This is a genomic window from Hyphomicrobiales bacterium, from assembly GCA_016710435.1.
In the GTDB taxonomy this organism is placed as follows: Bacteria; Pseudomonadota; Alphaproteobacteria; order Rhizobiales; family Aestuariivirgaceae; genus Aestuariivirga.
On sequence record JADJVV010000001.1, the window covers coordinates 1,186,876 to 1,211,102 of the forward strand.

The 24,227-nt window shown below is 64.0% G+C and carries 27 protein-coding genes; 12 read left to right on the top strand and 15 right to left on the bottom strand.

Annotation, left to right across the window (positions count from 1 at the left end; all coding sequences use genetic code 11):
* The first annotated feature begins 76 nt into the window (after positions 1-76).
* A complete protein-coding gene (locus tag IPM06_05770; GenBank protein ID MBK8769922.1) occupies positions 77-481 on the top strand; it encodes a DUF2794 domain-containing protein in 405 nt (134 codons plus the stop codon).
* Between the two features lie 76 nt (positions 482-557).
* On the opposite strand, the gene IPM06_05775 is transcribed toward IPM06_05770, so the two are convergent.
* The 4 genes from IPM06_05775 to IPM06_05790 all read right to left on the bottom strand — a co-directional run bounded on the left by IPM06_05775 (position 558) and on the right by IPM06_05790 (position 2,906).
* Complete coding sequence (locus tag IPM06_05775) at positions 558-1,286, bottom strand: Bax inhibitor-1/YccA family protein (GenBank protein ID MBK8769923.1); 729 nt, start codon at positions 1,284-1,286, stop codon at positions 558-560.
* 88 nt (positions 1,287-1,374) lie between these two features.
* A complete protein-coding gene (locus IPM06_05780) occupies positions 1,375-1,668 on the bottom strand; it encodes a 4a-hydroxytetrahydrobiopterin dehydratase (GenBank protein ID MBK8769924.1) in 294 nt (97 codons plus the stop codon).
* The gene (thpR, locus tag IPM06_05785) at positions 1,665-2,219 is read right to left on the bottom strand and encodes an RNA 2',3'-cyclic phosphodiesterase (GenBank protein ID MBK8769925.1); all 555 of its coding nucleotides are present in this window, start codon (positions 2,217-2,219) and stop codon (positions 1,665-1,667) included. Before thpR ends, IPM06_05780 begins: the two co-directional genes overlap by 4 nt.
* A gap of 57 nt (positions 2,220-2,276) precedes the next feature.
* Complete coding sequence (locus IPM06_05790; protein MBK8769926.1) at positions 2,277-2,906, bottom strand: arylesterase; 630 nt, start codon at positions 2,904-2,906, stop codon at positions 2,277-2,279.
* 148 nt (positions 2,907-3,054) lie between these two features.
* On the opposite strand from IPM06_05790, the gene IPM06_05795 reads away from it, so the two are divergent.
* Genes IPM06_05795 through IPM06_05820 form a run of 6 tightly spaced genes read left to right on the top strand, consistent with a single transcriptional unit; the run spans position 3,055 to position 8,168 of the window.
* Positions 3,055-3,738: an ATP-binding cassette domain-containing protein gene (locus IPM06_05795; protein ID MBK8769927.1), complete on the top strand. Its 684-nt coding sequence runs from the start codon at positions 3,055-3,057 to the stop codon at positions 3,736-3,738.
* Positions 3,735-5,642 carry a hypothetical protein gene (locus tag IPM06_05800; protein MBK8769928.1) on the top strand — a complete coding sequence of 636 codons (1,908 nt, stop codon included), beginning with the start codon at positions 3,735-3,737 and terminating at the stop codon, positions 5,640-5,642. Before IPM06_05795 ends, IPM06_05800 begins: the two co-directional genes overlap by 4 nt.
* Entirely contained in the window at positions 5,563-6,261 is a 699-nt protein-coding gene (locus tag IPM06_05805) for an FtsX-like permease family protein (GenBank protein MBK8769929.1), read from the top strand. The genes IPM06_05800 and IPM06_05805 overlap by 80 nt, the downstream gene beginning before the upstream one ends.
* A 21-nt stretch (positions 6,262-6,282) precedes the next feature.
* Positions 6,283-6,873 carry a cob(I)yrinic acid a,c-diamide adenosyltransferase gene (locus IPM06_05810; protein MBK8769930.1) on the top strand — a complete coding sequence of 197 codons (591 nt, stop codon included), beginning with the start codon at positions 6,283-6,285 and terminating at the stop codon, positions 6,871-6,873.
* The gene (locus IPM06_05815) at positions 6,873-7,472 is read left to right on the top strand and encodes an amino acid transporter (protein ID MBK8769931.1); all 600 of its coding nucleotides are present in this window, start codon (positions 6,873-6,875) and stop codon (positions 7,470-7,472) included. Before IPM06_05810 ends, IPM06_05815 begins: the two co-directional genes overlap by 1 nt.
* A gap of 9 nt (positions 7,473-7,481) precedes the next feature.
* Complete coding sequence (locus IPM06_05820; GenBank protein MBK8769932.1) at positions 7,482-8,168, top strand: rhomboid family intramembrane serine protease; 687 nt, start codon at positions 7,482-7,484, stop codon at positions 8,166-8,168.
* Here IPM06_05820 and IPM06_05825 read toward each other — a convergent pair.
* From IPM06_05825 to ftsE, 5 genes are read right to left on the bottom strand one after another with little or no spacing between them, the layout of a single operon-like run.
* Positions 8,113-8,670, bottom strand: coding sequence for a hypothetical protein (locus IPM06_05825; GenBank protein ID MBK8769933.1), 558 nt, complete (start codon positions 8,668-8,670; stop codon positions 8,113-8,115). The genes IPM06_05820 and IPM06_05825 overlap by 56 nt on opposite strands.
* Entirely contained in the window at positions 8,628-10,415 is a 1,788-nt protein-coding gene (locus tag IPM06_05830) for an adenosylcobalamin-dependent ribonucleoside-diphosphate reductase (GenBank protein MBK8769934.1), read from the bottom strand. Before IPM06_05830 ends, IPM06_05825 begins: the two co-directional genes overlap by 43 nt.
* A gap of 44 nt (positions 10,416-10,459) precedes the next feature.
* Complete coding sequence (locus IPM06_05835; protein ID MBK8769935.1) at positions 10,460-11,182, bottom strand: 1-acyl-sn-glycerol-3-phosphate acyltransferase; 723 nt, start codon at positions 11,180-11,182, stop codon at positions 10,460-10,462.
* Positions 11,179-12,081: an ABC transporter permease gene (locus IPM06_05840; GenBank protein MBK8769936.1), complete on the bottom strand. Its 903-nt coding sequence runs from the start codon at positions 12,079-12,081 to the stop codon at positions 11,179-11,181. The genes IPM06_05835 and IPM06_05840 overlap by 4 nt, the downstream gene beginning before the upstream one ends.
* Entirely contained in the window at positions 12,081-12,737 is a 657-nt protein-coding gene (ftsE, locus tag IPM06_05845) for a cell division ATP-binding protein FtsE (protein ID MBK8769937.1), read from the bottom strand. The genes IPM06_05840 and ftsE overlap by 1 nt, the downstream gene beginning before the upstream one ends.
* A 112-nt stretch (positions 12,738-12,849) precedes the next feature.
* On the opposite strand from ftsE, the gene IPM06_05850 reads away from it, so the two are divergent.
* Entirely contained in the window at positions 12,850-13,521 is a 672-nt protein-coding gene (locus IPM06_05850) for a hypothetical protein (GenBank protein ID MBK8769938.1), read from the top strand.
* Positions 13,518-14,060: a hypoxanthine phosphoribosyltransferase gene (gene hpt / locus IPM06_05855; protein ID MBK8769939.1), complete on the top strand. Its 543-nt coding sequence runs from the start codon at positions 13,518-13,520 to the stop codon at positions 14,058-14,060. Before IPM06_05850 ends, hpt begins: the two co-directional genes overlap by 4 nt.
* An 18-nt stretch (positions 14,061-14,078) precedes the next feature.
* Here the strand turns inward: hpt and IPM06_05860 are convergent, their stop codons facing one another.
* From IPM06_05860 to argH, 4 genes are all read right to left on the bottom strand, one after another.
* The gene (locus IPM06_05860) at positions 14,079-14,552 is read right to left on the bottom strand and encodes an SRPBCC family protein (GenBank protein ID MBK8769940.1); all 474 of its coding nucleotides are present in this window, start codon (positions 14,550-14,552) and stop codon (positions 14,079-14,081) included.
* 177 nt (positions 14,553-14,729) lie between these two features.
* The gene (locus tag IPM06_05865; GenBank protein MBK8769941.1) at positions 14,730-17,249 is read right to left on the bottom strand and encodes a TIGR02302 family protein; all 2,520 of its coding nucleotides are present in this window, start codon (positions 17,247-17,249) and stop codon (positions 14,730-14,732) included.
* A gap of 54 nt (positions 17,250-17,303) precedes the next feature.
* The gene (gene lysA, locus IPM06_05870; protein ID MBK8769942.1) at positions 17,304-18,572 is read right to left on the bottom strand and encodes a diaminopimelate decarboxylase; all 1,269 of its coding nucleotides are present in this window, start codon (positions 18,570-18,572) and stop codon (positions 17,304-17,306) included.
* Between the two features lie 121 nt (positions 18,573-18,693).
* Positions 18,694-20,067 (bottom strand): argininosuccinate lyase, encoded by a 1,374-nt coding sequence (gene argH / locus IPM06_05875; protein ID MBK8769943.1) that lies wholly within the window; start codon positions 20,065-20,067, stop codon positions 18,694-18,696.
* Between the two features lie 99 nt (positions 20,068-20,166).
* Here argH and IPM06_05880 point away from each other — a divergent pair, with 99 nt between their 5' ends.
* Both IPM06_05880 and IPM06_05885 read left to right on the top strand, forming a co-directional pair.
* Positions 20,167-20,826, top strand: coding sequence for a TlpA family protein disulfide reductase (locus IPM06_05880; GenBank protein MBK8769944.1), 660 nt, complete (start codon positions 20,167-20,169; stop codon positions 20,824-20,826).
* Entirely contained in the window at positions 20,823-21,143 is a 321-nt protein-coding gene (locus IPM06_05885) for an MmcQ/YjbR family DNA-binding protein (protein ID MBK8769945.1), read from the top strand. The genes IPM06_05880 and IPM06_05885 overlap by 4 nt, the downstream gene beginning before the upstream one ends.
* Here the strand turns inward: IPM06_05885 and IPM06_05890 are convergent, their stop codons facing one another.
* Positions 21,144-22,019 (bottom strand): 3-hydroxybutyryl-CoA dehydrogenase, encoded by an 876-nt coding sequence (locus IPM06_05890; GenBank protein MBK8769946.1) that lies wholly within the window; start codon positions 22,017-22,019, stop codon positions 21,144-21,146.
* Between the two features lie 98 nt (positions 22,020-22,117).
* Here IPM06_05890 and IPM06_05895 point away from each other — a divergent pair, with 98 nt between their 5' ends.
* Entirely contained in the window at positions 22,118-23,284 is a 1,167-nt protein-coding gene (locus tag IPM06_05895; GenBank protein ID MBK8769947.1) for an MFS transporter, read from the top strand.
* On the opposite strand, the gene IPM06_05900 is transcribed toward IPM06_05895, so the two are convergent.
* Complete coding sequence (locus IPM06_05900) at positions 23,285-24,226, bottom strand: electron transfer flavoprotein subunit alpha/FixB family protein (GenBank protein MBK8769948.1); 942 nt, start codon at positions 24,224-24,226, stop codon at positions 23,285-23,287. It abuts the gene before it with no gap.
* Between the last annotated feature and the right edge of the window lies 1 nt (position 24,227).

Genomic DNA, 24,227 nt, shown 5'->3' on the forward strand with positions numbered 1-24,227 from the left:
TTGGGGCGGAAAGGTGAAATTGCATTTTGCTTGCCAAGGCCATCAAGGCACCGCACTATGACAGGCACATGTCTGCATGACGGTCGGGAGGATCATTCCCTTGGATCTGGAATCAAGTGTCGACAGCCGTCCGCGGGAAGCGGAGGAGACAACGGTTCTCCGTTTTCCCGCACATCAGGCGGCAAGGCCGGTCACCTTCGACCGGCATGAACTCACCCAGATATTGAATCTCTACGGGCGTCATGTCGCTGAAGGCGAGTGGCGCGACTATGCCATGGAGTTCGGCAGGGAAGCGGCGAGCTTCTCGATCTTCCGCCGCGCCTCCGAACAGCCTCTCTACCGAATCGTCAAGACCCCGGCACTCGCCCGCAAGCAGGGCATGTATGCCGTCATCGCCCAGGGTGGACTGATCCTCAAGCGCGGGCACGAGTTGGCCCCTGTGCTCCGCGTCCTCGTCAAAAAGCCGAAGCTCGCCACCTGACGTCTCAGCCTGTAGTCGCGCAAAAAAGGCCCCGGTGTTTCCACCGGGGCCCGTCAGTGCAGTCTGACGCTCAAGTCTACTCGCGGTTGCCCATGAGGCGGAGCAGCGACAGGAACAGGTTGATGAAGTCGAGGTAGAGGCTGAGCGCGCCCATGATGGCCTTGCGGCCCATGACGACGGTATCATCGCCCTCGAAGTAGATTTCCTTGATCTTCTGCGTGTCCCAGGCGGTGAGGCCGGTGAACACGATCACGCCGACCGCAGAAAGCACGAAGCTCATGGCGCTGGACTGCAGGAAGATGTTGACGATGCTGGCAATGACGAGGCCGATCAGTCCCATGAACAGGAATGATCCCATGCCCGTCAGGTCACGCTTCGTCGTGTAGCCGTAGAGGCTCACCGCACCGAAGGTCGCGGCCGTGACGAGGAAGACCTGCGTCAGGCTGTTCGCCGTGTAGATCAGTCCGAGCGAGGCGAGGCTTACGCCCACCAGCGCCGCATAGACCCAGAAGGCGAGTTGCGCCGCGGCCACGCTCATGCGTTGCACGCCGAAGGACAGCAGCATGACCAGCGCCAACGGCGCGAAGATCACCACCCACTTCAGCGGACTTGTGAAGATGGCGGCACCGAACGGCGTCAGCTGTCCGGCGGCATCGACGGCGGCGTGGAATGTCGCGTAGGCCGCAACACCCGTGAGCGCGAGGCCCGCGCCCATGTAGTTGTAGACCCGCAGCATGTAGGCACGAAGCCCGGGGTCGATCTCGGCGCGGCTGCCGGTCTGGGTTGGATAGCGAAGTTCAGCCATGTGGTCCCTCCAAAACTTTGCCCATGATATGGGGAAGCGGTCACTTCCCGTCAAGTTACCGCCCCGTAATGGAGCGGAGGCGCTGCACCTAAGTGCCCGCGATTTCGTCCATTTTCCGGGCCAGCGTGACGTCCAGCGCTGTCAGTCCCTGGGCCGTATGGGTTGTGAGCGTTACCTCCACCTTGCCGTAGACGTTGCTCCATTCCGGATGATGGTCCATCTTCTCGGCCACCAGCGCAACCTCGCTCATGAAGGCAAAGGCTTTCCGGAAGTTCTTGAATCTGAAAGTTTTTGTAATGGCGTCCCGGCCGGAAACATCGCTCCAGTCGGGAAGCTCCTGCAATGCCTTGATGCGGGCTGCCCCCTGCAGTCGCTCACTCATACGGTAACCTCCATGAGGGACCCGAGCGGATAGGATTCCTCAACGCCGTAGGGTCCCCCGCCCTTCAGCGGCCGCGACGAGAAGAGTACGAAATGGCTAACCGGGAAGGTGGCGCTGCGATAGAGGCTGTGCACTTCGATCCAGCGCTGCAACGCGCGCGGCTCCGGATCCTTGAGGCGGGCCAGCGTCACGTGCGGTACGAAGCGGCGTGGCTCTGCCGCAAGACCCAGCACCTGGCACAGGCGTTCGTGGAGATCATGCAGCCGCTTCAGCTCGGCATTTTCCTCCACCCCGGCATAGATCGAATGGGGCTTGTTGCCGCCAAAGAGGCCGACACCCTTCAGGGTCAGCAAAAACGGCTTTGCGTGGATGCCGTCGAGGCCATGGGCGATTTCCCGGGCAAGACCCGTTTCGATGTCGCCGATAAAGCGCAGGGTGAGATGATATTGTGAGGGATCCATCCAGCGTGCACCCGGCACGCCACCTTGCATGATCTGCAGGTCCAGTGCCACGTCGTCTGGCACATCAAGTCCGGTGAAGAGGCGTGGCATGGTTCCCTCCGTCATCTTCTGGTCCACAACGCTAGCGCGATTCGCCGCGCCGCCAAGTTATTTTTTCGTCAGCGCCAGCAGGCGCTCCACCGCAGGCAGCATGCGCGCCACGATCACGTCAACTCCTTCGGCAGTCGGATGAAGACCGTCATCCTGGTTCAGTTTGGGATCGGCGGCAACGCCATCGAGAAAAAACGGATACACCACAACGCCAGGGCGGCCTTCGAGTTTCGTGTACATGGCTTCGAAGGCGTGCGCATAGTCCGGGCCGAGATTGGGGGGCGCCCGCATGCCTGCCACCAGCACCGGCAGGTTACGGGAAGAGAGCTTCGTCAGGATTTCGCTGAGCGCCGCCTCCGCCTGGGCCGGGTCAAGGCCACGCAGTGCATCATTGGCACCCAGCTCCACGATGACGGCGTCCACCTCATCCGTGAGCGACCAGTCGAGCCGGGCCGCCCCCTGCGCCACGGTATCGCCCGACACACCCGCGTTGATCACCGTGACGTCATGGCCCTTGGCCTTGAGGGCAGCCTCGAGCCGGGCCGGGAAGGCCTGCGAGGGGTCGAGACCGAGACCCGCCGTCAGGCTGTCACCCAGCGCCAGGATTGATTGCGTTTCCGCCCTTGCCTGCGGACTGGAAATCAGCAGGCCGGCGAATACGAGCAGGATGAGGGCGCGGAAAGTCATGGGGCTGAAGGTCATGGGGCGGAAATTCATGGGGCGGAAAGTCATGGGCATGGCGTCCATGTGGTGCGAATCGCCGTAAGGTGCAAGGCGTGCTGGCAATCGCCCCGGCTGCAACCCATATGAGTGGCCCCGTGGCCTGGACCCTTGCATGACGTCTCCTCTTCTCTCCCTCTCCCATGTCGACCTCACCCTCACCTCGCGCGCCGGTGCTGTTCACATCCTGCAGGACGTGAGCTTGGCCATTGAGGCGGGGGAGGCTGTGGGGATTGTCGGACCCTCCGGCTCCGGCAAGACCTCGCTCCTCATGGTGATGTCTGGTCTTGAACCTGCGACGGGCGGCAAGGTGATGCTGGATGGCAACGACCTCACTGGCCGCACGGAAGAACAGTTGGCTCGCCTCCGCCGCGAGACCATCGGCATCGTCTTCCAGGCGTTTCACCTGATCCCGACGCTGACGGCGCTGGAGAACGTGGCCATTCCCATGGAGTTCCGCGGCCTCACCGATGCAGGCGAACGTGCCCGCGCCGCCCTCGTCCGGGTGGGATTGGGCCATCGGCTCGACCACTATCCGGGCCAGCTTTCCGGCGGCGAGCAGCAGCGCGTCGCCATCGCCCGGGCCCTCGCTGCGGGTGCCCGCATCCTCCTCGCCGACGAACCCACCGGCAACCTCGACCAGGAGACGGGCCAGGCGATCATCGATCTCCTCTTCGACCTCAAGGCCCGCGAGGGCGCAACGCTCCTGCTTGTCACCCACGACCGCAGCCTCGCCGCCCGTTGCGGCCGCATCATCGAGGTGCGCGACGGCAAGGTGAGCGAAGGCACCGCCACATGATCGCCCGGCCATTGCTCTGGCTGCGCTATGCCCGCAAGAACCTGCGTTCCGGGCTGCAGGGATTCTGGATCTATCTCGCCTGCCTCACGCTCGGCGTTGCGGCGATTGCCATTGTCGGAAGTCTTGTGGCGGCGGTTGATCGTGGCCTCACCGAACAGGGCCAGCCGCTCCTCGGCGGTGACGTCGAATTCTCGCTCATTCACCGCGAGGCGACAGCACCAGAACAGGCCTTCATGGCGAACAAGGGCAGCATGAGCCGCATCGCCACGCTCCGCGCCATGGCAACGGCCAACGGCAAGTCCACGCTCGTCGAGATCAAGGCCGTCGATGACGCCTATCCCCTGTACGGCACGCTCACCTACGCGCCGGGTGCAGCGGCGAAGCCTTTCGCGATGACGCAAGGCATTGATGGCGTGGCCGTCGACCCGCTCCTGCTCGGCCGCCTCGGCATGAGCCCCGGCGGCGTCGTTCGCATCGGCACCAGGGATCTGCGCATACAGGCGGTGATTGCCGCGGAACCGGACCGCATATCCGATGGCATCATTCTCGGCCCGCGCATGATGATGAGTGACGAGGCCTTGCGCACCACCGGCCTCATCCAGCCCGGTTCTCTCATCACCTGGCGCTATCGCGTGAAGTTGCCAGCGGATGCGCCGCTCTCCGCCGCAAAGGCGGTGGTGGCAGAGGCTGAGGCACAATTCCCGGACGCGGGCTGGCGCGTGCGGGCGCGCGACAGCGCTGCCCAGGGGGCCGAGCGCTTTGTCGAGCGGCTCGGCTATTTCATGGCCCTCGTCGGCATCGCCGCACTTGTGATCGGTGGCGCCGGGATTGCCAATGCCGTCTCGGCCTTCATCACCCGCCGCACCTCCGCCATTGCCACGCTGAAATGCATCGGCCTCTCCAGCCGTGATGTGATCGGCCTCTACCTCACGGAGATCCTGCTCGTGGGCCTGCTCGGCATTGCCGTGGCCTTGCTGGCCGGTGCCGTATCGCCGTTTGTGGTGAAGGCGCTCTTTGCCGACAGTCTTCCCTTGCCATTGGCGAGTGCCGTGGCGTGGAGGCCGCTGGCTTTTGCAGCACTGCTGGGTGTGCTCGTTACGCTTGCGGCGGCAAGCCTGCCTCTTGCCCGCATCAGCGACGTTGCGGGCGCTGCCCTGTTCCGCGGAAGTCTTGCGGCAGCGCCGGGACGGCTCTCGCTCACGGGTCTTGCCATCACCTTGCTGCTCATGGCGCTTGCCGCCACGACCGTACTGTTCAGCTTTGACGACATGAGGGTCACGTCCTTTTATCTTGCCGGCATCGCCGGGGCCTTCCTGCTGCTGGCGCTGCTGGCCTGGGCGCTGATGAAGCTGGTCGCCGCCCTGCCGCGCCCGCGCAACGTCTATCTCCGCCATGCGCTGCTCGCGATGCACCGCCCCGGTGCTTCTGCGGTATCGGTGATCCTTGCACTTGGTCTCGGCCTCACGCTTTTCGTGGCCCTGGCGCTCACCGACCGCACCATCTCCCGCGAAATTCAGTCGGGCATTCCCCAGAAGGCGCCGGCGTTCTTTGTGCTGGATGTACGGAACGACGAACTCCCGGCCTTCCGTGCCGCTGTGTTGAAGGAACGTGGTGTCACCGCCGTGAACAATGCGCCGATGCTGCGCGGGCGCATCGTGGCGGTGAAGGGAGTGCCCGCCGAGCAGGTGAAGGTGGCGCCTGATTCAGCCTGGGCCCTCAAGGGCGACCGGGGCCTCACGTATTCGGACACAGTGCCCGGAGGGCTCGACGCTCGTCAGCGGGACGTGGTGGCCCGCCGACTATGCGGGGCCGCCGCTCGTCTCCATGGTGGACGAGATTGCCGATGGATTGGGCCTCGCCATCGGCGACAAGATCAGGGTCAATGTCCTCGGCCGCGAAATTGAGGCGGAAGTGGCGAGCCTCCGCCGCGTCAACTGGCGCAGCATGGGCATCAACTTCGTCATGGTGTTCTCGCCCAACACCTTGAAGTCGGCGCCGCACAGCCATGTCGTGACGATCGAGATGACGGGTGGCGACGAAGCCGCCCTTCTCAACCACATGGCGCAACAGTTCCCGTCGGTGACGGCGGTGCGCGTGAAGGAGGCGTTGGCGACGGTTGGCGATCTTCTCGGCAAGATGCTGGCCGCCGTGCGCGGTGCCAACGTCCTGACCCTGCTCACGGGCGTGCTGGTGCTTGCGGGTGCGCTGGCCTCCAGTCTCGCAGCGCGGAGTTATGAGGCGGTGGTGCTGAAGACCTATGGCGCCACGCGGCGGCAACTGCTGCTGGCCTTCATGGTGGAATATGGTCTCCTCGGTCTTGTCTCGGCCCTGTTCGGCATGGCGGTGGGTGCGGCGGGGGCTTGGTATCTGTCATCCTTCATCCTCGACCTGGGTTTTTCGTTTTCCTGGCCGGTGGCCTTCCTCACCGCCTTCATGGCGATGGTACTCACGATCACCGCCGGACTGGCCGTCACGGCGCGCGCCCTCTCAGTCAAGCCCTCAAGCCATTTGCGCAACGAATGACGGGCCGCTAACAGAGGCGTCATGGTCGTACTCAACAAGATTTACACCCGCACCGGCGATGGCGGCGACACGGCACTCGGTTCCGGCGAACGCGTCTCGAAGGCGCACCTCCGTATCGCTGCCTACGGCACCGTGGATGAAACCAATGCCGTGATCGGCATCGTGCGCCTGCATACGGTCGATGCAGCGCTGGCGGAACTCGATGCCATGCTGATCCGCATCCAGAATGAGCTGTTCGATCTCGGGGCCGATCTCTGTGTGCCGGACCGGGGCGAGCCCCTGCCCTACGAGCCCTTGCGCATGACGGCGGCGCAAGCGGCGCGCCTTGAGTCCGAGATCGACACGTTGAATGCGGAGTTGCAGCCGCTACGCTCTTTCGTGCTGCCCGGTGGGCATCCCGCTGCGGCGCATCTTCATCTCGCGCGCACCGTGGCTCGCCGCGCCGAGCGGCAGATGGTGGCGCTCAGGGCACAGGGCGGCGAACATGTCAGTGACGCCGGTGTGACCTACATCAACCGCCTCTCCGATTTCCTCTTCGTCGCCAGCCGCTGGGTGAACGCCCGCACGGGTGACGGTGATCATCTCTGGGTTCCGGGGAAGACGCGGAACTGATGGCGGCCCTCATTGCGGGCGTCCTGTTGGGCGGAAGCCTGATCGTGGCCATTGGCGCGCAGAATGCCTTCGTCATCCGGCAGGGCATCAGCGGCCATCACATCTTCTGGATTTGCCTCTTCTGTGCGGCGAGTGATGCGCTGCTGATCTGGAGTGGCGTCTTCGGCCTGGGTGCCGTCGTCAGGGCCATCCCGGCCTTCGTTCCCGTGATGACCTATGGTGGTGCGGCTTTTCTCGCGGTCTATGGCCTCATGGCAGCGCGGCGCGCATTTTCACCCCACGGCATGCTGGGTTCGGCCGCCAATGTTCCGGGCCTCTCGGCAGCACTGGCGCAATGCGCCGCCTTTACCTTTCTGAATCCCCACGTCTATCTCGACACGGTCATTCTCGTGGGTTCCATTGCCAATGCCCGTCCCGCGGGCGAGCAGATCCCCTTTGCGGCAGGCGCCTCGCTGGCGTCGCTCATCTGGTTCTTTGTAATCGGCTATGGCGCGGCAGCACTCCGCCCGGTGCTGGCGCGGCCGGTGGTCTGGCGGGTGATTGACGTCACCATTGCGGCTGTCATGTTTGTACTCGCTGGCAGGCTGGTCTTGGGCTAACCCTGTGGCATGCTTGTGCCGCTCAAGGACGACAACCCGCTGCAGGTGATCCGTTTTCAGGTCGTGACGGCGCTGATCGTGGCGGTGAATGTGGTGATCTTCTTTTTCACCGGCGCCCTTGCCCGCCCGGAATTCTCCTCCGCCATCGCCAGCGCCTATGGCGTTGTGCCGGTGGAACTGTTCAGCCCCGGCATGATCGTTCCCATGTCACTGGAGCCGGTGCCGGAACCCGTGACGCTCATCACCTACATGTTCCTGCACGGCGGCTGGCTGCACCTGCTTTTCAACATGGCCTTCCTCTGGGTCTTTGCCGACAACGTGGAGGATGCCTTCGGTCATGTGGGCTTTTTGCTGTTCTATGTCCTGTGCGGCATTGCCGGCGGACTGATGCACGCCATCATGCAGCCGCTCAGCCAGCTTCCCGTGATCGGAGCGTCCGGTGCCGTGTCTGGCGTGCTGGGTGCCTATATCCTGCTGTTTCCCAAGGCGCGGCTGTGGATCTTTTTCTACCTTCCGGTGCCGTTCCGCATCCCGGCAATCATCGTGCTGGGCGCCTGGTTCGCGCTGCAGGTGCTGGGCGTCTTCACGCCGGTGGAGGAAGGCCAGCTCGTGGCCTGGTGGGCCCACATCGGCGGCTTCGTCACCGGCCTGCTGCTGACATTGCTCCTGCGCTCGCGGCTGCTGGTGCGGACATGAAGGCGTAATCGCCGTCGCACGCTTCCTGGAGGCGGCCCGGCAGCACCTCATCATCGGCGTGCAGCGCATCGCGAAGATCGGCCAGCACATCCTCTGCCGCCAGCGGCGAACGGGCCAGCAGGTGAACATGAATCTCATCGATACCAAGCCGCGCCACATGGGCGGCTTCGCTGCTCATCATCGTTCCATCCCAGAACGGCGTGAAACGTCCGACAGCAAGCGCAATGCGGAGATGCCCTTCGCGCCGCACGGCCACATAGATGGCGCCCGGCAGGGGCGGGCAATTCTCCGGCTCGTAGACCGAATGAATGTATTTTTGTCCGGACGCACCATGCCAATACCAGAACCGCTCCTGCAGGCCGGGATCGGATATGAGTTCGACGGTGATGGGTGAACCATGAATCAGCATGAGAACGAAGATAGAACAACGTCGCGATTCGTCAAGAACAAAAACAGAACTCAACCGCAGACGGCGAATCCGCAGCTGAGGCAGGTGGTACATCCCTCCCGCGCCGTCAGCTCGAAACTGCCGCAGGAGGGGCACGAGCGGTCCTCGTCCTGCCGCGCCGAGAGGATGGAACCCGTCACCGCATTGGGCCGGAAGGTGGTGCAACCCTTGAGGCCGAGGCGGTAGGCCTGTTCATAGACCGTGCGGAAGGCCTCGAAGGGCAGCGTCTCCGGCACGTTGATGGTCTTGGAGATGGAACTGTCCACATGCGCTTGCGCCGCCGCCTGCATGGCGAGGTGTTCCTCCGGTGTGAGGTCTGCCGCCGTGACCAGGGCAGGAGGCCGCTTGCCCCGGCTCTTGTCCGCGCGCCACAGGCGATAGGCATGGTCTTCCATGGCGACGGTGCGCTGCGAACCGTCCGCTTCCAGAATGTGCCGGTCGTAGGCGAGCGAGAAGATCGGTTCGATGCCGCTCGACACATTCCCCGCCACGAGCGAGATCGTGCCCGTGGGCGCAACCGAGGTCAGCAACCCGTTGCGCAGGCCCTGCCGGGCAATCATCTCGCGGTGGCGCTGCGGCAACCGCTGACCATAGGCCGTGGCGAGATAGGCCTCCGCATCGAAGAGCGGGAAGATACCTTTCTCCTGCGCCAGAGCCGCACTCGCCTCCAGTGCGGCCTCCTGGATCGCCTGCATCCAGGCACCCGTCGCGGCCACGGCAGCGGTCGAGCCGTAGCGGAAGCCGCACATGAACAGCGCATCCGCAAGCCCCGTGACCCCAAGCCCGAGGCGGCGCTTGTTCAGCGCTTCCGCACGCTGCTGCGGCAGCGGATAGTTGGAGACGTCAACAACATCATCGAGGAAGCGGATCGCAACCTGCGCCGCGGCCCGCAGTTTCGCCACATCGAGCCGCGCCCCGGCCACGAAGGGATCGTGCACGAAGCGCGTGAGGTTGAGCGAGCCCAGGAGGCACGCGCCATAGGGCGGCAGCGGTTGCTCGCCACACGGGTTGGTGCAGGAGATCGTCTCGCAATAGGCCAGCGGATTGAGCCGGTTGATGCGGTCGATGAAGATCACGCCGGGTTCGGCCACGTCGTAGGTGGCGCGCATGATGCGGTCCCACAGGTCGCGCGCCCGCAGTGTCCGGAACACCGTGTCGCCGAACACCAGCGGCCAGTCCGCATCCCTTTCCACCGCAGCCATGAAATCATCCGTCACCAGCACGGAGAGATTGAAATTGCGCAGGCGCCGGGGATCCCGCTTCGCCTCGATGAAATCTTCAATGTCGGGATGGTCGCAGCGGAGTGTTCCCATCATGGCGCCACGCCGCGCCCCCGCCGACATGATGGTGCGGCACATGGAATCCCACACATCCATGAAGGAAAGAGGCCCCGAGGCATCGGCACCGACGCCATGCACCAGCGCACCCTTGGGACGGAGCGTCGAGAAATCGTGGCCGATGCCACCGCCCTGTTGCAGCGTCTGCGCCGCCTGCTTGAGGCCATCGAAAATGCCCGCAATCGAATCCGGCACCGTTCCCATGACAAAACAATTGAACAGCGTCACCTCGCGCTGGCTGCCCGCACCGGCCAGGATGCGGCCCGCCGGCAGGAAGGCGAAGTCGTCCATCAGGTCGCGGAAGCGCTTTTCCCACAGCGGCCGCAACGCCTCTGCTTCGGCGGCAGCGACCGCCCGGGCCACCCGCGCAAAACTGTCGCGGATGGAGGTTTCACCCTCCTGCCGGTACTTCAGAGACCAGATGTCACTGGCCACGTCACTGTCGGGCACGCGTTGCAGCATCTCCGCAATCTAGGGGCCGGGGCGGGGCGAGTCCAGAAGTTGTTCTAGTTTTGTTTCCGCGCTTCCGCCACCAGCGCGCGCGTCGATGCCTCGATCCGGGCCTCCAGTTCCGCCTGGAACTGCTTGCGCGGCAAGCCCGCCGGAATGGCCGGCATGAACTCGATCACGATGGTGCCGGGCAGGCGCAGGAACCTGCGCCTGGGCCAGAACAGCCCGGCGTTGAGACCGAAGGGAACACACGGCACATCGAGCGCCCCGTAGAGGGCCGCTGCACCCGGCTTGTAGTCCGGTGGATCATCGGGGCTCTTGCGCGTTCCTTCCGGCATGATGACGATCTGCCGCCCGGCTGCGATCTCGCGCTTGCCGCGCGCCACCAGCTTCTTCAGCGCCCCTGTTCCTGCCGAACGCTCCACCGCGATCATGCGGAACTTGAGCGCAAACCAACCGAACAGCGGAATGAGGGTCAATTCCTTCTTCAGCACCATGCAGGGGTCGGGCAGCAGCGGCAGGATGGCGAAGGTCTCCCAGAAGGACTGGTGCTTGCCGGCCACCAGCGCTGGCCCTTTCGGCAGGTACCCGGCGCCCCGCACTTCCATGCGCGTACCCGCGATCACCCGCAGGAGCCACACCGAGCTCCGCGCCCAGGTCTTCAGACCCGTCATGGCCCAGGACCGCGGACACAGCATCAGCCACGACCCCAGCACCAGGAACAGCACGAGGTTCACATAGAAGACGACATTGAACACCAGAGACCGCACGGCGGTCATGACAGCAGCCTCAACATGCGCAGCAGTGTAATGCGCGACGTGACGAGCGCAAGCAGCGTCGCCGCGAAGGGCACGGCCACGAGGGCCGCGGGCACCGCCCACCATTGCGAATCAGGAACGTAGAAAAGCGAACGGCTCGCCGCCGCCAGTCCGTCCGCCTGCGGCAGCCCGGCATGGCCCAGCACGAAGTAGGTCAGCAGCGCCAGCAGCACGCCAAGTCCGCCGGCCCACAGTCCGGTGGCCAGGAAGCGCCTGTTTATGGCGCGCGCGATATATCCATCCTCCGCGCCGACGAGATGCAGCACGTCCACCGTCTGGCGATTCGCCTCCAGCACGGCGCGCGTTGCAAAGATCACCATGGCCACAGCCGATCCGCCGATCAGCAGGAGAATGAGCGACGCCAACACCGTGAGCGTGCCCGCCATGCGCTTCAGTTCATCTTCCCAGCGCCGGTGCGTATCGAGGCTGGCACCCGGTGTCGCTGCCGTCAGTCGCTGGGCCAGTGCAGGGAATTCCGGTGGCTGCTCGGGATTGACGGCAACGCGCACGATGCGCGGCACTGGCAGTGCATCGAGGCCTTCAGACCCGAGCCATGGCTCCAGCAGCGCCTCCGCCGCCTTGCGCCCGATATCGTCCGCCGCCGTCACACCCGGCGTGTCCTGCAGCACCTGCAGAACCGCCGCAACGTCCGCATCGATGTCGCGCGCCTCCACTTCGCGCACCTGCACCGTTACCTCGCGGGAAAGCCCGCGAGACCAGTTGTCCACAGCCCTGTCGATGAGCACCAGCGCACCGATCGCGAGGCAGGCGAGATAGCACATGACCGTCATGGTGGCCGTGAGGGTTCGGAGGCTCGCCGCTTCCTTGGGGATCACTGCTCCCGGTCTGCGCTCAGCCATCACAGCATCCTCAGGGTGCCGTCCTGCAGATGCAGCACGGGCGCACGCACCTGCTTGAACAGACCCTGGTCATGGGTGGCGAGCAGCACCGTGGTGCCCAGCCGGTTCAGTTCGGCGAAGAGATGGATGAGACGGCGCGCCAGCACAGGATCGACATTGCCCGTCGGCTCGTCTGCGAGCAGCAGCTCGGGCTTGGCAATGACGGCCCGCGCAATTGCCGCGCGTTGCTTCTCCCCGCCGGAGAGCACGGCGGGAAAGGCATGGGCCTGCTTCTTGAGGCCCACCCAGTCGAGAAGATCCATCACGTCGCGGCTGTAGCTTGAAGGTGCCTGGCCGGAAACGCGCAAGGGCAGCGCCACATTGTCGAAGGTCGAGAGATGGTCGAGCAATCGGAATTCCTGGAACACCACGCCCACCCGGCGGCGAACCGGCGGCAGCGCGCTTCGCGGCAGCCGCGTCACATCCTCGCCGAACAGCCGGATGCGCCCATGGCTCGGCCGCAGCGCCAGGAAAAGCAGCCGCAGCAAAGTCGTCTTGCCCGCCCCCGAAGGTCCCGTGAGGAACGAGAATGCTCCCCGCTGCAGGCGAAAGCTCACCCCGTGCAGGATGTCCTGCCCCTTGGCATAGCGGAAGCCCACATCGTCCAGTTCAAGCATGGCCCCTTTTGCCAGCCCCGTGCTTAACCACGCGTTAACCGTAACCACGGGATATGTGGCTGGGTAAGCCACCATGATTGTTCACTGTCCCACTTGTTCCACGCGCCACGTGATGCCCGAAGCCCGTCTTGCCGGCGGTTCGGTTGCGATCTCGTGCAAGAATTGCGGCCAGCGCTGGACCGAGGTGGAAACGATCGACATTCTCGATGTGCCCACGCCGAACCTGCCACGGGTGATCGACCACGACGACGCCCCCGAACGCGAGGCGCGGCGTCTGGGCGAAATGGCCCGCGAGGCCGAGCGCCGCTACCGCGATGCCAGCGCCCGCCGCCAGCGCAGCCTGCGCAACTGGGCCGCCTATGCCGTCTTCTTCCTGGCGCCCATCATCAGCCTCGGCCTCTTCCCGGAACAGGTGGTGCGGGCAGCGCCCGTCACCATCAAGGCCTATGAAAAGCTGGGCTTTGACATCAACATCTACGGCCTCGAATTGCGCCGCATCGAACGCCAGCATGCCATCGTCAACGGCACTCGTGTGCTCTCCGTGAAGGGCGACATCGTCAATATCAGCGATGACATGCGCAAGCTTCCCTGGCTCCGCTTTGCATTGGAAGATGACAGCGGCAAGGAGCTTTACACCTGGACGCTGGACACCGCCGCGCGGCCCCTGCGGCCGGGCGAATCGACGGGTTTCACCACCCGGGTGCAAGCCCCGCCCGAAACATCCACACACCTCAAAATCCGTTTTGCAAAGGCGAGCGAAATCGGCGTAAATGGCGGATCATGAGCCTTACGATCGACGGGCATCGCATCGATGTCCTTTTCTCCGATACTGAAATCCGCGCCCGCATCAATGAATTGGCTGGCGAGATCGCCGCCCGCAATCCGCATCGACTTCTGGTCGTGCCGGTGCTCAAGGGCAGCTTCATTTTTGCCGCAGACCTCATCCGCGCCATGCACCATGCCGGCCTGTCGCCGGAGGTGGATTTCATGATCCTCGCCAGCTACCGTGAAGGCACACGTTCCTCCGGCAAGGTCGACGTGCTGCGCGACATCGAATCGGTGGTGAAGGACCGCGATGTTCTACTGGTCGATGACATTCTCGAATCGGGCCGCACGCTGGCCTTCGCCAAGGACCTTCTCGCCGCCAGGGGCGCGCGCCAGGTGATGAGCTGCGTGTTGCTCGACAAGCCCGGCCACCTCGCCGCCAACATCAAGTCGGACTTCAAGGGCTTTGATTGCCCCGACAAGTTCGTCGTCGGCTACGGCATGGACATGGCCCACCAGTTCCGCGAACTGCCATTCGTCGGCCATGTTGTGAAGTAGCAGCGTCAGTCCCGGACTTCACCCCTCCGCCGCCAGAAGCGCATCCAGCTGCGCGAACTGTTCAGGCGTCGACCCTTCCGTGCCGGGACCGGATTCATCGAGCGCTTCCTTGGTTGGATAAAGCTCCCGCAGCACCAGCTGCGTGCGGCCATTCTTTTCCGTGAAGGTGACGGTGGTGACGGCGCCATCTGCGCCCTCATCGTTGGTCCACACCAGCCGGGCATTGGGAACCACATCCAGGTAACGCCCGAAGAAGGCCATGCCTTCCGTCCCCTCATGTCCGAAGACCACGCGATAGCTGCCACCGGGGCGAACATCCATCTCGCACGACAACATCTTCACGCCCATGGACGCGGGTGCCCACCAGCGTTGGAACAGTGCAGGCGTTGTCCACGCCTTGAAGACCGTGTGCACCGGCGCGTCGAAACTCCGCGTCACCACAAGTTCACGATCAGAGGCGCGCGCGACATGCGTATCCGTTTGTATGACCACGGGTGTTTTCCTTGTGTTGGAATGAACGACGGCCGGAACAAGCGAACCCGCCCGCAGCCACAGCGGTGATGCTAGCGCAAAATCGGGCGTTTTCGAGAGGACGGGGAATTTTCTGCCGCCCTGGCAGCTCAAGTGAATGAAACGGTGTCATCACGCCTGCGGCGAGGAGGGATGACGTCAGTACAACCCGCGCAGCAGCCGCTCGATGTAGCTCCGTTCGCCGTCGGTGAGGCCTTGCTCGTTGGATTTGGCCCGCAGCGTTTCGAGGATTTCGCGTGCCCGCTTCATCGCCTGCTCGGTGGGCAGGATGTTTTCATCCGGGCCATCGTCGGGATTATGCGTGGCCCGCGGCCGCCCCAGCGGATCATCCTTGCCGCCACGGCCCTCGCCATCACGGGCATCGCTTTCGGCCTGGCCCTGGCCATTCTCACGCATCTGCTGCGCCAATTTTCCAGCGCCCTTGCGCAACTGGTCCAGCGCCTCACCCTGGTCACGGAGTGCGCCGTCGCGGTCGCCATTGCGCAGACCTTCTTCAGCCTGCCGCATCGCCCGGTTTGCCTCGCCGAGTTCGCCGGGCATCTGGCCCATGCCCTGGCCCATCAGGTCATCGAGCATCTGCTGGAGATCTCGCTGGCGGTCGGCAAGGCCGCCCATGCCGTTGCCGGGGCCCTTGCCACGGTTGCCTTCCTCGCCCTGCTGGCCCTGTTCGCCCATCTGGCCTTCGCCGCCGTCCTGCGGTTCGCCAGGCTCCCGCATCGTGTCGTCCATCAGGCCCTGCTGGCGTTTCATCATGTCGCCAAGCTGGTCCATCATCTGGCCCATGTCGTCATTGCCCTGCGCCTGCTGTCCGCCGGGCTGCAGATTCTGCAGCAGTTTGTCGAGTTCGTTGAGCAGTTGTTCCGCCATCTCGCGCGAGCCGCCCTTGGCGAGGTCTTCGAGCGCGTCCATCATCTTCTGCAGGTCCTCGGGCGTCACCATGCGGCCCTGCTGGCCTTGCGGCGAACGCTGCATCGTGCCGTCCTTCATGCGCCGCTCCGCCTCCTTGCGCATGGCCTGCATGTAGCGGTCCATGGCGTCGCGCATCTTGTTCATGAGTTCGGAGATGCGTTCGGGCGGCGCGCCATCCTGTAACGCCTTCTCCAGTTCCTTCTTCAGCGCCTGCAGTTCGCTCTTGGCATTTTCGAGCGATCCCTCCTCAATGGAGACGGCCACATCCCATAGCCCGGCGACAACGGACTTCACGTCCTCATAGCCCGTCACATTGCGCAGCCGCGAAGCCAGCATGGCGATGGCCACGACATGGCCGCTGCGTTCCACCAGACCGTCCGGGTAAAGCATCAATGTATCAAGCGCATCGCCGACATCGGGCGAGCGTTCGGGGTAGAGGATGAGTTGCTTGCGCTGCTCGATGAGCGCCTGGGCCAGCGGCCGAACGAACTGGCGTTCGGGCAGCTGGAAGGTGACCGGAGCACTCTTTCCTTCCTGGCCTGCACCATCCTTCACGCTGAGCGTGAGGTTGACCGTGAGCCCCGCCCACGGGTGCGAGGCAAGATCATTCGTCGACTTGCCCGCTTCTTCGCGGGCATTGGGACGGCGCAATGCGAATTTCAAGTCAGGCGGATCGAACAGGAACACGCCATTGCTTTCAAACCCGGTGCCGCCTTCCTGCTCGTCGGCCAGTTCGATCTCGCCCGAAACGGAGCGCACCCCATAATCATCGCGCGCCAGCCATTCCGTCACCAGCGCACCCCGCGCTTCGCCCGTGGGCGGCTTGCTCAGCGTGATGGTGGGCGGCGCATCCGGGATGATGGCCAGCGGATAGCGTGCGAGATCACGGCTACCATCGCGCACCACGATGGTGACGGGCCGCGTCAGCTTGTATTCCACCGACAGGACACCGGCCTGCGGTGACGATGTCTTGATATCCTTGCCGCCGTCGAGTTCCGCACCCGTGCTGTCAAGCAGCGCCAGTGTCGGCGTTGCAGCCCCCGCCACCCGCACCGTGAACAGTGACTGGTCCGGCACGTCGAGGTCGTTCCCCGCCGCGAGGCGTTCCGCCATGGACGGCCCCGACAGGAGGAGCGGCGGCTTTCCCGTATATCCAGGCGGCTTCAGCCAGGCATCGAGCGTGAGCGGAACCGGGGCCACGGCAGGCGTCAGTTGCGCCGCTTCACGCAGGTTGGAAGAGAGGCTGCCCGGTCCCAGCAGGAGCGCACTCCCGGCGAGAAGCAGCACAGGCACGCGCAGGGCACGCGAGTCGAAACGTGCCCAAGCCGAGCGCGGCGGTGCGATGCGAATCTTGTCGAGGGCGAGAAGTTGGCGGCGCTGGTGTTCTTCCCACACGGCATCGCTCAGGGGGTCGAGATATTCAGCGGCCAGCGCATCATCGGAACCCGAGAGCGGCCGGTGCGTCACGGCGGAGGCCTGTTCCATGCGCCGCATGGCAACGACGCGGCGCGGCCAGATCAGGCGCCCCAATCCGCGCGACGAATAAAGGAACCCGGCCAGCAGGAGCGCTCCTGCGGCCGCGCGCACCATGAAGGGCAGCGAAGCCAGGACGCCGGAGGCAATGGCCGCCACTGCAATTCCCGCCACAAGGAGCGGCCCGTACAACGCCTCCCACAGCCCCTCCCACAGCATGGCCAGTTGCTGCAGGGTGACTTTTCGCGAGAGGTGGCGCGGGCGGTTAACGGGCATTGTCACCGCCTATTAGCACACCACGGCGGAAATGTGTCGAAAAGGAAATTAATCTTACTCCTGCCAGGAGGCGAGCCGGTCCAGTCCGATCAATTCTTCGTAACTTTGCCGCGGGCGGATCACCGACCAGCGGTCGCCCCGCACCATGACCTCGGGAACCAGCGGCCGCGAGTTGTAGGTGCCGGACTGCACTGCACCATAGGCACCGGCCGTCATGATCGCTATCAGGTCGCCCGGTTCGAAAGACGGCAACCGCCGCGCCTTGGCAAAATAATCCCCCGATTCGCAGATGCCGCCCACCACGTCGGCCTCCACCATTTCACCGTGGCCGAGCTTTTCATCGACCGGCAGGATGTCGTGGTGCGCATCGTAGAGCGTCGGGCGAATCAGGTCATTCATCGCCCCGTCCTGGATGATGAAGCGCCGCGCCTCGGTGTCCTTGCGATAGATGACCCGCGTCACGAGGATCCCCGCATTGCCGACGAACATGCGGCCCGGCTCCAGCACCAGCTTGAGGCCGAGCGGACCCAGCACGCGCTTGCACATGGCACCATATTCATCCGGGTGCGGAGGAATGTCATTGTCTCCACGGTAGGGCACGCCCAGGCCGCCACCCAGATCGAGGTGCCGGATCGCGTGGCCTTCCGCAAGCAGCTGCCGCGTCAGCTCGGCCATCAGCGTGTAGGCTTTTTCAAATGGCGCAAGCTCGGTGATCTGGCTGCCGATATGCATGTCGATGCCGGCGACATCGATTGCGGGCAGCGCCGCCGCGCGGGCATAAACCTCTGATGCACGAAGATAGGGAATGCCGAACTTGTTGTCGGCCTTGCCTGTCGTGATCTTGGCATGCGTCCTGGCATCGACATCGGGGTTGACGCGGATCGACACGCTGGCCCTTTGCCCCACCCGGTTGGCGACGGCCGAGAGCAGTTCCAGTTCCGGTTCCGACTCGACGTTGAAACAGGCAATGCCTTCCTTCAGCGCCAGCGCCATTTCCCGCGCTGTCTTGGCAACGCCGGAGAATACGATCTTGCGTGCCGGAACACCGGCGGCGAGCGCACGGCGCAATTCACCCTCGCTTACCACGTCCATGCCCGCCCCCATCGCCGCCATGGTCTTGATCACGGCCTGGTTGGAGTTCGCTTTCATGGCATAGCAGATCATATGGTCAGTGCCCCCAAAGGCGCTGTCCATCACCTGATAGTGCCGCTCCAGTGTCGCGTGGGAATAGCAATAGAAGGGTGTGCCGACGTCGCCTGCAATGAGGCGAAGGTCCACATCCTCCGCATGGAGGATGCCGTCACGATAGGCGAAATGATGCATGAAGAAGTACTTACTGCTGGGTGAAGCTGGGCGGCGGTTCCGGATCGCCCCTGACGCCGCATCCGGCGAGAGACGAGGCAATCAGGGCGGCAATCAGCGCCTGTTTCAGGAGGGTCATGGCTCAGCGGTCCTTCAACTGTTTGAGCCACTCTACAGCAGCTTTTTTCACGTTGCGAGGGGCAGTGCCGCCAAGGCTCGTGCGGCTCGCAACCGAAGCCTCGACGGTCAGGACCTTGAACGCGTCCTTGCTGATCCGCTTCTCCACCGACTGGAGATCGCTGAGGGACAATTCATCAAGCCGCACCCCCTTGCTCTCCGCCAGCGCCACGATGCGCCCCGTGACGTGGTGAGCGTCGCGGAACGGCATCTGCAGCGTGCGCACCAGCCAATCCGCAAGGTCGGTGGCGGTGGAATAGCCCGTCATTGCAGCGGCGCGCATCGTCTCGGCATTGGGCTCCATGTCACGCACCATGCCCGCCATGGCTGCCAACGCCAGGGCCAACGCATCGAAGGCGTCGAAGGCCGGTTCCTTGTCTTCCTGCATATCCTTGGAATAGGCCAGCGGCAGGCCCTTCATCACCACGGCAAGCGCCATGAAGGCGCCGAGAATGCGGCCCGGCTTCGCGCGCACCAGTTCGGCCGCATCCGGATTGCGCTTCTGCGGCATGATGGAAGATCCGGTCGTGAACTTGTCCGTGAGCTTGACGAAGCGGAACTGCGCGGTCGTCCAAAGCACGATTTCCTCGGCCATGCGCGACAGCGTGATCGCACAGATGGAGCACGCAGCCAGAACCTCCAGCACATAGTCGCGCGCCGACACGGCATCGAGCGAATTGCGCATGGGTCCCAAGAAGCCAAGCGCCTTTGCGGTCATCTTGCGGTCAATGGGGTAGGGTGTGCCGGCGAGGGCCGCTGCACCGAGCGGCGATTCATTGAGCCGTGCCCGCGCATCGCGCAATCGCCCGCGGTCACGCGACAGCATCTCAACATAGGCGAGACAGTGGTGGCCGAAGGTGATGGGCTGCGCCACCTGCAGATGGGTGAAGCCCGGCATCACCGTGGCCGCATGGGTCTCGGCCTTCACCGCGAGCGCCAGCATGAGATCGCTGATGGCCGCATCAAGGGCATCGACAACATCCCGCACATAGAGGCGCATGTCTGTGGCCACCTGGTCGTTGCGCGAGCGGGCCGTGTGCAACCGCCCCGCCGGTTCGCCGATGATGTCCTTCAGCCGGGATTCCACATTCATGTGAATGTCCTCCAGCGCCGCGCTGAACGAGAATGTGCCTCCCGCAATGTCCTTGCGCACCGCGTCAAGACCCTTGCCGATGGCGGCGGCGTCGGCCTTGCTGATGATGCCCTGTTCCGCCAGCATCGTTGCATGGGCCTTGGAGCCGGCGATATCCTGCGCGTAAAGTCGCTTGTCGAAACCGATGGAAGCATTGATCTCGGCCATGATGGAAGCAGGACCGCTGGCGAAGCGCCCGCCCCACATGCTATTCGAGCCGGGCGTCTGCGCGGTATTCGTTCCGGACCCGGTCTTCTTCACGGACTTTGTCATCATTTTTCCCAGTTTTCAGGCGAGCCCCACCATATGACCCGTTCCAACATGATCAAACCCTTTGCCACGGCGCCACTTGTGATCGTGATCCTGCTCATTGCAGCGGGGCTTTACTGGTTCAGGGTGGACACTGGCAAGGTGGAAACCCCGGCGGCAGACCCCGCCGCCGTGGCAACTGCGGGTCAGACTCAAGGCCAGGCTCAAGGCCAGGGTCAAGGGCTGAAGGCGCTGGCCACGGGGCCGCTCGCCGCACTTCTCGTCAGCGAACCGCGCAAGGATATTCCCGCCTTCACCTTCAAGGATGGCGCTGGCGCCGAAAAGTCCCTTGCTGATTTCAAGGGGAGGGTCGTGCTCCTGAACCTCTGGGCCACCTGGTGTGCGCCCTGCCGCAAGGAAATGCCTGATCTCGCCGCACTTCAGAAGGACATGGGCGGACCCGGATTTGAAGTCGTGGCCTTGAGCCTCGACCGCAAGGGACTGGAAGCCTCCGCCGCCTTCCTCAAGGACGTGGGCGCAGACAATCTCGCGCTTTACACCGATGTCGAGAGCAAGGCGCTGGCGGCGGTGAACGCGCTTGGTCTTCCGGCCACGTTGCTGGTGGACAAGGACGGCAAGGAAGCGGCCCGGCTGCTCGGCCCCGCCGCCTGGTCGTCGGATGAAGCCAAGGCAATCATCCGTGAACTGATGAAATGAGTCGCGGCAACTTCCGTGACCTCGCCCTCGCCCTGCCGGGCGCGCAGGAAAAGTCACATTTCGGCAAGGCTGACATCCGTGTCCGCAACAGGATATTCGCGGGTTTCAACACGGAAGGCATGGCCTATGTGAAGCTCACCCCGGACCAGCAGAACATGCTGATGGCATCAGAACCGGGCATCCTGTCTCCCGTCCCCGGCAGCTGGGGCCGCAAAGGCTGGACTCTGGTCAACGCGCCCTTGGCGGACGAGCCATTGCTCAAGAATGTACTGAGGATGGCGTGGAAAAACGTGGCACCGAAGTCACTGCAAACGTAATCAGCGCGTCGGCACCGGCTTCTCGCCACGGTAATCGTAGAAGCCGCGCTTGCTCTTGCGCCCGAGCCAGCCCGCTTCGACATATTTGACCAGAAGCGGACAGGGCCGGTACTTGGAATCCGACAGTCCCTCGTGCAGCACCTGCATGATGGAAAGGCAGGTATCGAGGCCGATGAAATCGGCGAGCTGCAGCGGACCCATGGGATGATGCGCGCCCAGGCGCATGGCGGTATCAATGGCCTCGACGCCGGCCACGCCTTCATACAGCGTGTAGATCGCCTCGTTGATCATCGGCAGCAGGATGCGGTTGACGATGAAGGCGGGAAAATCCTCGGAGACAGCGGTGATCTTGCCCAGGGAGGTCGTGAACTCCCGCACAGCCTTGAAAGTCTCGTCATCCGTGGCGATGCCGCGGATCAGTTCCACCAGTTCCATCACCGGCACGGGGTTCATGAAGTGAACGCCGATGAAACGTTCCGGCCTGTCTGTGACGGCGGCAAGGCGCGTGATGGAAATTGACGAAGTGTTCGTGCCGAGGATGGCGTCCGGCTTCACATGCGGGCACAGTGCTTCGAAGATCTTCTTCTTGACGTCCTCGTTCTCGGTGGCGGATTCGATGATCAGGTCATGCTGTCCGAATCCGGCAAAGCTCTCGACCGCCGAGATTCGCCCGAGCGCTGCCGTCTTAACCTCTTCGCTCACCTTTCCGGATTTGACCTGCCGGGTGATGTTGTTGCCGATGGTGGCGAGCCCTGCGGTGATGCGCTCCGGGCTCACGTCGTTGAGGCCAACCTCGAACCCTGCAAGGGCGCAGACATGGGCAATGCCCGAACCCATCTGTCCGGCGCCAATGACGCCGATTTTGCTGATTTTCATCTTGGTTTCTTGATCAAATCCATCCAAAAGTCAGGCAAAGCCTAATCGTCTGAGGGGCGTACGGCAAGCGCCTTTCGCGACTGCGAGATCATGCCACAATGAATGAGAGTGTCCATACTTCGGAGAGCCTGCGGCTGTGGACGCTGCTGGCCGGAAATTTCATCATCGGCACCGGCGTCCTCATGCCGGCGGGTCTGCTGAACGAAATCACTGCAGACCTCTCCATCACGGCAGCGAAGGCCGGGCTGCTCATGCTGGTGGGCGGCGTCGTGGTTGCCGTAACCGCCCCTCTGGTTGCAGGCCTGACCAGCAGCATCGACAGGCGGAAACTCCTGGTGTTCGCGCTGGTTCTCTATGCGACAGGCCATTTCGCTGCCGCAATGGCACCGGGCTTTGCATGGCTTGCGGTGATCCGCGCCCTCACGGTCGTGGGGGCAGCGATCTTCACGCCCCAGGCCGCGGCTGCGGTCGGGCTGCTGGTGCCGCCAAACCGCCGCGCGGGTGCGATTGCCTTCATCTTCATCGGCTGGTCCGCGGCGAGCGTCGCCGGCATTCCGATCAGCAGTTACCTCGCCACGCTGGTGGGCTGGCGGAGCGTGATGGCAGGCATGGGATTGGCCTGCGCCCTTGCGGCAGCAGGCGTTTGGGCCGTGATGCCGGCTGGGCTTTTCGTCCAGCGTCTCAATGCCGCCGCCTGGCGCGATGCCCTGACCAACCCCGTGTTGCTTGTGGTCTTGCTGGTCACGCTGTTCTCCATGTCGGGACAGATGACCGTCTTCTCCTATATCGCGCCGATCCTGCGCGATTCCTTTGCGGGCGGTCCCGCGCAAGTGGCGATTGCCTTCGCCGTTTCAGGCATCGCCGGCGTCACGGGCAACGCCATCGCAGCGCGTATCGTGGCGCCGCTTGGCATCGACCGGGTGATCGCCATGGCCATTGCCTGCCTCATTGCGGGGCTCGCCATTCTTGCTGCGAGTTTCGGCCATTTCAGTCTGGCGCTGTTGGGCATTGCCCTGTGGGGATTGGGCTCATTCTCCTCCAACTCCCTGCAGCAAAGCCGCCTGGTGGCCATCGCCCCCGCTGTGGCGGCAGCGACCGTGGCGCTGAACACCTCGGTTGTCTACGTGGGCCAGGCCGTGGGTGCGGGGCTGGGCGGATGGTTCGTCACACAAACAATCACGCCGTCCATTGCGTGGACGGCGTGTGCATTGACGGTTGCGTCATTGGCCGCGTCGCTCTTCGCGACACGGCTGGCGCGGCGCTGATTATTTGCCGATCTTGCCGAGTTCGGCCTCGAGTTCGGGGACGGCAGCGAAGAGATCCGCCACCAGACCGTAATCGGCGACCTGGAAGATCGGCGCTTCTTCGTCCTTGTTGATGGCGACGATGATCTTCGAGTCCTTCATGCCTGCAAGATGCTGGATGGCACCCGAGATGCCGACGGCGATGTAGAGGTCGGGAGCAACGACCTTGCCGGTCTGTCCCACCTGGTAATCGTTCGGCACGTAGCCCGCATCGACGGCGGCGCGCGAGGCGCCGACGGCAGCATTGAGTTTCTTGGCCACCGCATCAAGCATCTTGAAGTTGTCGCCGTTCTGCATGCCGCGTCCGCCCGAGACCACGATCTTGGCGGAGGTGAGCTCGGGGCGGTCCGACTTCGTCAGGTTCTCGCTGACGTAGGATGACAGGCCCGGATCGGCAGCAGCGTTCACCTTCTCGATCGCGGCAGAACCGCCGGCGCCGGTGGCGGCGAAGGAGGCGGTCCGCACCGTGATCACCTTCTTGGCGTCCGTCGCCTGCACCGTCTGCACGGCGTTGCCTGCGTAGATGAGACGGACGAAGGTATCGGCAGACTTGACTTCCGAGATATCGGAGACCTGCATCACGTCGAGAAGCGCCGCCACGCGCGGCATGTAGTTCTTGCCGTTGGTGGTGGCAGGCGCCACGATATGGTCATAGCCACCCGCCAGCGCCACGATGGTCGCGGCCATGGGTTCGGCAACGGGGCGCTCGAGAGCCGCGCTTTCGGCATGCAGCACCTTCTTGACGCCGGAGAGCTTCGCAGCCTCGGCGGCGGCGGCACCGGCATTGTTGCCGGCCACCAGCACATGCACGTCACCGCCCATCTGCGCGGCGGCGGTCAACGCCTTGTGGGTGGCGTCCTTGAGATTCTTGTTGTCGTGTTCGGCAATGAGGAGAACAGCCATG